The 4,415-nt window shown below is 69.9% G+C and carries 6 protein-coding genes; 2 read left to right on the top strand and 4 right to left on the bottom strand.

The features are described 5' to 3' along the window. A partial coding sequence (locus tag B4E30_RS15755; protein ID WP_286796162.1) for an ATP-dependent Clp protease adaptor ClpS occupies positions 1-163 on the top strand: 163 nt, incomplete at its 5' end. Further along, positions 160-633, top strand: a complete 474-nt coding sequence (locus B4E30_RS15750) for a DUF2017 family protein (RefSeq protein WP_286796160.1) — start codon at positions 160-162, stop codon at positions 631-633. The genes B4E30_RS15755 and B4E30_RS15750, both read left to right, overlap by 4 nt. Positions 634-665: 32 nt before the next feature. Here the strand turns inward: B4E30_RS15750 and B4E30_RS15745 are convergent, their stop codons facing one another. The 4 genes from B4E30_RS15745 to gatB form a co-directional block, all read right to left on the bottom strand. Next, positions 666-1,259, bottom strand: a complete 594-nt coding sequence (locus tag B4E30_RS15745; protein WP_286796158.1) for a hypothetical protein — start codon at positions 1,257-1,259, stop codon at positions 666-668. Further along, positions 1,234-1,554, bottom strand: coding sequence for a hypothetical protein (locus tag B4E30_RS15740; protein WP_071043395.1), 321 nt, complete (start codon positions 1,552-1,554; stop codon positions 1,234-1,236). Before B4E30_RS15740 ends, B4E30_RS15745 begins: the two co-directional genes overlap by 26 nt. A gap of 44 nt (positions 1,555-1,598) precedes the next feature. Beyond that, positions 1,599-2,864 carry a DNA polymerase IV gene (gene dinB, locus B4E30_RS15735; RefSeq protein ID WP_286796157.1) on the bottom strand — a complete coding sequence of 422 codons (1,266 nt, stop codon included), beginning with the start codon at positions 2,862-2,864 and terminating at the stop codon, positions 1,599-1,601. 66 nt (positions 2,865-2,930) lie between these two features. Continuing rightward, positions 2,931-4,415 (bottom strand): Asp-tRNA(Asn)/Glu-tRNA(Gln) amidotransferase subunit GatB (gene gatB / locus B4E30_RS15730; RefSeq protein ID WP_286796155.1); only part of this gene is annotated, 1,485 nt, incomplete at its 5' end.

Below are 4,415 nucleotides of genomic sequence, written 5' to 3'. Positions count from 1 at the left end.
GTACTTCGGCTATCCGCGGGATCGCGCCGAGCATCTCATGCTCGCCGTGCACCACGACGGACATGCCGTCGTGGCTGAGGGAGCGCGCGAACAGATGGAGCTTCATGCGCAAGCGATGCACGACTACGGACTGTGGGCGACCGTGAGAGAGGCACCGGAATGACCGACGCCAAGACCGTGATCCTCGAGATCACTCCGCTCGAGGCGACGCACCTCACCGACCTCGTCACGCAGTTCGACGAGCTGCTTCAGGCGTCACGGCCGACGGAGGACCCGGCGGTCGCGCGACTTGTCCCCGATGCGTACACCGACGACCCGCAGGGCTCAGACGAGTTCCGCCGTCTCACCGAGCCGACCCTTCTGGAGCGGCGCAGCGACGACGCCGCGATGGTGGTGGCGTCGTTGGCGCCCCTGCTCGCGGAGGATCCGACCGACCTCGAGCCGGTGGGGCTTCCCCTGGATCCGCCCACCGTGGCCGCGTGGGTGCGCTGCCTGGCCGCCCTGCGACTCGTGCTCGCCGAGCGCCTCGGGATCCGGACGGAGAGCGACGGCGACGTCGATGATCCCCGCTTCGGCGTCTACGAATGGCTGGGATTCCGTCTCGACGGCCTGATGACGGCTCTCGACGACTGATATCGCCGAGCCCGGATCACCTCACGGCGTGATCAGGGCACGGCGAACACGTGCGTCGCGCGGGAGGCCGGCTCGTCTTCGGCGAGGTGGCGGTCCTCCTGCGCCGCCCACCGTTCCCAGTGCGGACGGTAGGTCTCGCCGTCGCGATCGAGAGCGCGGTGCCGACGGGAGGCCGCCGGAGACTCGAGCCAGACGCGAACGTCGCCCAGCGGTGCCGTCCCGGGAGTGAGGAGCCCGGCTCCCTCGACGATGAGCGGCAGCGCGGGGTCGACGGCGTGGGCCGCATCCCACCCGTCGCGCTCCCAATCCCAGCTGCGCCACACGCCGATGACACCGCGAGCATGCGGGATCAGGATCTGCTCTCGCGCGAGCTCGACACCCTCGCGCAGCCCGTCCCATCCGGGATAGAGCGCGTCGAGGGCGACAGCCTGCACGCGACCGCGCATCGGCCAATCCCGCATCAGACGTCGCGCCAGTGAGGACTTTCCTGCCCCGCTGCGACCGTCGATGAGCACGACGGGATTCGCCGCAGCGGTCGCCGCAACGGCATCCCGCACGACGGAGGCCGCACGGGCGAGGGCGAGATCGACCGGGTCGCGACTACTTCTTGAGGATGCGGATGACACGGCTGAGCGAGCGACCCGCGACCCACACGAACGGGATCGCGACGGCGAGCAGCGACACGATGTTCGGCTCGAAGCGGAGGTCGTCACCGCGGCGGATGTAGGCGCCGAGCGGGATCGCGTAGCCACCGCCACCGCCACCGCCGTTGCCCGCGTCGTCGCTGCCGCCACCGAATCCCGACCACGACAGGGCGACGGGAACGATGCGGACGCCGTCGACGTCCTGCTGTTCTCCATACGCGCTGTTGACGCCGAAGGCCGCCGACTGCTTGCCGAGTTCGAGTGCGATGTTGGGCATGTCGTCCACGCTACCCGCATCCGAGCCGCGGGGACAGATCCCGATCAGTGTGCGGGCGGGTGGTCGGCCCGCGGATGCGACGGCGCGGCACCACCGGCTCTCGCGGGCCCGAGAAGGGTGGCCCGTGTCACAGCGCCCTTCCCGAACTTCGCCGTCGCGCCGTCGAGCGCGTCTTCGACGCGCCGCCAGTCCTCATCGTCGTCCCACAGCGCCAGCGCTCCGCTGCCGGACGGACGGAGCTTTTCTCCGCGGACCCCGATCAGGCGCACCGGCAGATCCCGCGCCACCGTCTCGAAGAGCTCGATCGCGGTCTCCCCGATCCGCTGACCGACGGACGTCGGGTCAGCCAGAGTCTGCGATCTCGACAGGGTGGTGAAGTCGGACAGACGCACCTTCACCGCGACGACGCCGGCCTCCCACCCGTGCGATCGGAGCCGAGCCGCCACACGATCGGCGAGGCGCCGGAACTCGGAGCGGAGTACGCGCGGGTCGTCGATGTCTTCGCCGAAGGTCTCCTCGTGCCCGACGCTCTTCTCCACCCGCTCCGTCGTGACCTCGCGGGGATCGATCCCGCGGGAGAGGTGCCACACGCGGTGCGCCATCGCGGAGCCGAGAGCGTGCTCGAGCACCGACGTGGGTGCGTCGAGAACGTCGGCGACGGTGCGCAGTCCGCGCGACTCGAGCGCCTCCGCCGCTTTCGGCCCCACACCCCACAGCGCGCGTACCGAGCGGGCGGCGAGGAAACGTTGCGTGTCGGCCTCGGCAACGATGAGCAGCCCGTCGGGCTTGCTGATCGTCGACGCCATCTTCGCGACGTGCTTCGTGGCTGCTGCGCCGATGCTGCACGTGAGGCCGGTTTCATCGCGAACCTTCCGCCGCAGCATCCGTGCGATCTCCCCGGGTCTCCCCCAGAGTCGTCGCGCCCCGCGCACGTCGAGGAAGGCCTCGTCGATGGACAGCGGCTCGACGAGGGGCGTGACATCCCGGAAGATGTCCATCACCTGCCGCGAGAGGGCGATGTAGCGATCGAAGTGCGGCGAGACGACGGTCGCCGTCGGGCACAGGCGCAGAGCCTGACCCACGGGCATCGCCGAGCGCACGCCGAAGCGCCGGGCCTCGTACGACGCGCTCGAGACGACACCTCGCCCCTCCGGCGCACCGACGATGATCGGCTTCCCGGCCAGGGAAGGGTCGTCGAGCACCTCCACCGCCGCATAGAACGCGTCCATGTCGACGTGGAGGATTCCCGCCCCCGTGTCATCCGCGTCCGCGGCGGACACGATGCGCCCCGAACCGTCCCCGCGTCCCATGCTTCTATCGTGCTCCCGGCCACCGACACGCCGCCCGCAGCCGACGCCGGTCGGCTGATCGGCTGATCACTGCGCGGCGCGCTCCAGGATGAGCTCCCGCACCCGTGCGGCGTCGGCCTGCCCCCTCATCGCCTTCATGACGGCACCGATGATCGCTCCGGCGGCCTGTACCTTGCCGTCCCGGATCTTCTCGAGCACGTCGGGCTGTGCGGCCAGGGCTTCGTCGATCGCCGCCACGAGCGCGCCGTCGTCGGAGACCACGGCAAGACCACGTGCGTCGACGATCTCCAGCGGTGTGCCCTCGCCGGCGATCATCGCCTCGAGCACCTGCCGTGCGAGCTTGTCGGTGAGGGTGCCGGCCACGACCAGCGCCTGCAGGGCGGCGACATCGGCCGGCGTGACGAGCGCTCCCGGCTCGGCACCCTGCGCGTTCGCGATACGGCTGATCTCACCCGTCCACCACTTGCGGGCGGCAGCGGGCGCACACCCGGCGGCGACGGTCGCCTCGACCTCTGAGAGCAGTCCGCCGTTGCGGACGTCCTGGAATTCCAGGTCGGTGAACCCCCACGCGGCCTTCAGCCGACGGCGATGCGCCGCCGGCGCTTCCGGAAGGGCTGCGCGAAGCTTCTCGACCAGGTCGGGCGCCGGCGCGACGGGCAGCAGATCCGGCTCGGGGAAGTAACGATAGTCGTCCGCGTCGGACTTCGGGCGCCCAGGTGACGTGGTGCCGGTGTCCTCGTGCCAGTGGCGGGTCTCCTGCACGATCGCGCCGCCATCGGCCAGGATCGCGGCCTGTCGCTGGATCTCGTAGCGCACGGCGCGCTCGACCGAGCGCATCGAGTTGACGTTCTTCGTCTCGGTCCTGGTGCCCAGCGGCGCCACCGGCTGTCCCGCTGCGGCCCGCGGCCGCAGGGAGACGTTCGCGTCGCATCGCAGGTTCCCGCGTTCCATCCGCGCTTCCGAGATGCCCAGCGATCGCACGATGTCGCGGATCGTGGCGACGTAGGCCTTCGCGATATCGGGCGCGCGGTGCTCCGCACCGAAGATCGGCTTGGTGACGATCTCGACCAGCGGAACCCCGGCGCGGTTGTAGTCGACCAGCGAATACTCCGCCCCCTGGATGCGGCCCGTGGCACCGCCCATGTGGGTGAGCTTTCCGGCGTCCTCCTCCATGTGCGCACGCTCGATGGGGACCTCGACGATCGTTCCGTCCTCGAGCTCCACCTCGACTCTGCCCTCGAAGGCGATGGGTTCGTCATACTGCGAGATCTGGTAGTTCTTCCCCAGGTCGGGATAGAAATAGTTCTTGCGTGCGAACCGGCTCGACGGGGCGATGGAGCACCCGAGCGCCAAGCCCAGACTGATCGATGAGCGGATCGCCTGCTCGTTCACCACCGGCAGTGAACCGGGGAGACCCATGTCCACGGGAGCCACCAGGGTGTTCGGCGCGGCGTCGTGGTTGTCGGGGTGGGCGGGATTGGGCGCGCCGGAGAACATCTTGGTGCGGGTGTTCAACTCGACGTGCACCTCGAACCCGAGCACGGGCTCGAA

The sequence above is a fragment of the Microbacterium sp. UBA3394 genome (genome assembly GCF_002358725.1).
GTDB classification, from domain to species: domain Bacteria; phylum Actinomycetota; class Actinomycetes; order Actinomycetales; family Microbacteriaceae; genus Microbacterium; species Microbacterium luteum.
Note: the sequence above shows the minus strand (reverse complement) of the source record. Positions and strands in the feature narration are given on the sequence as shown.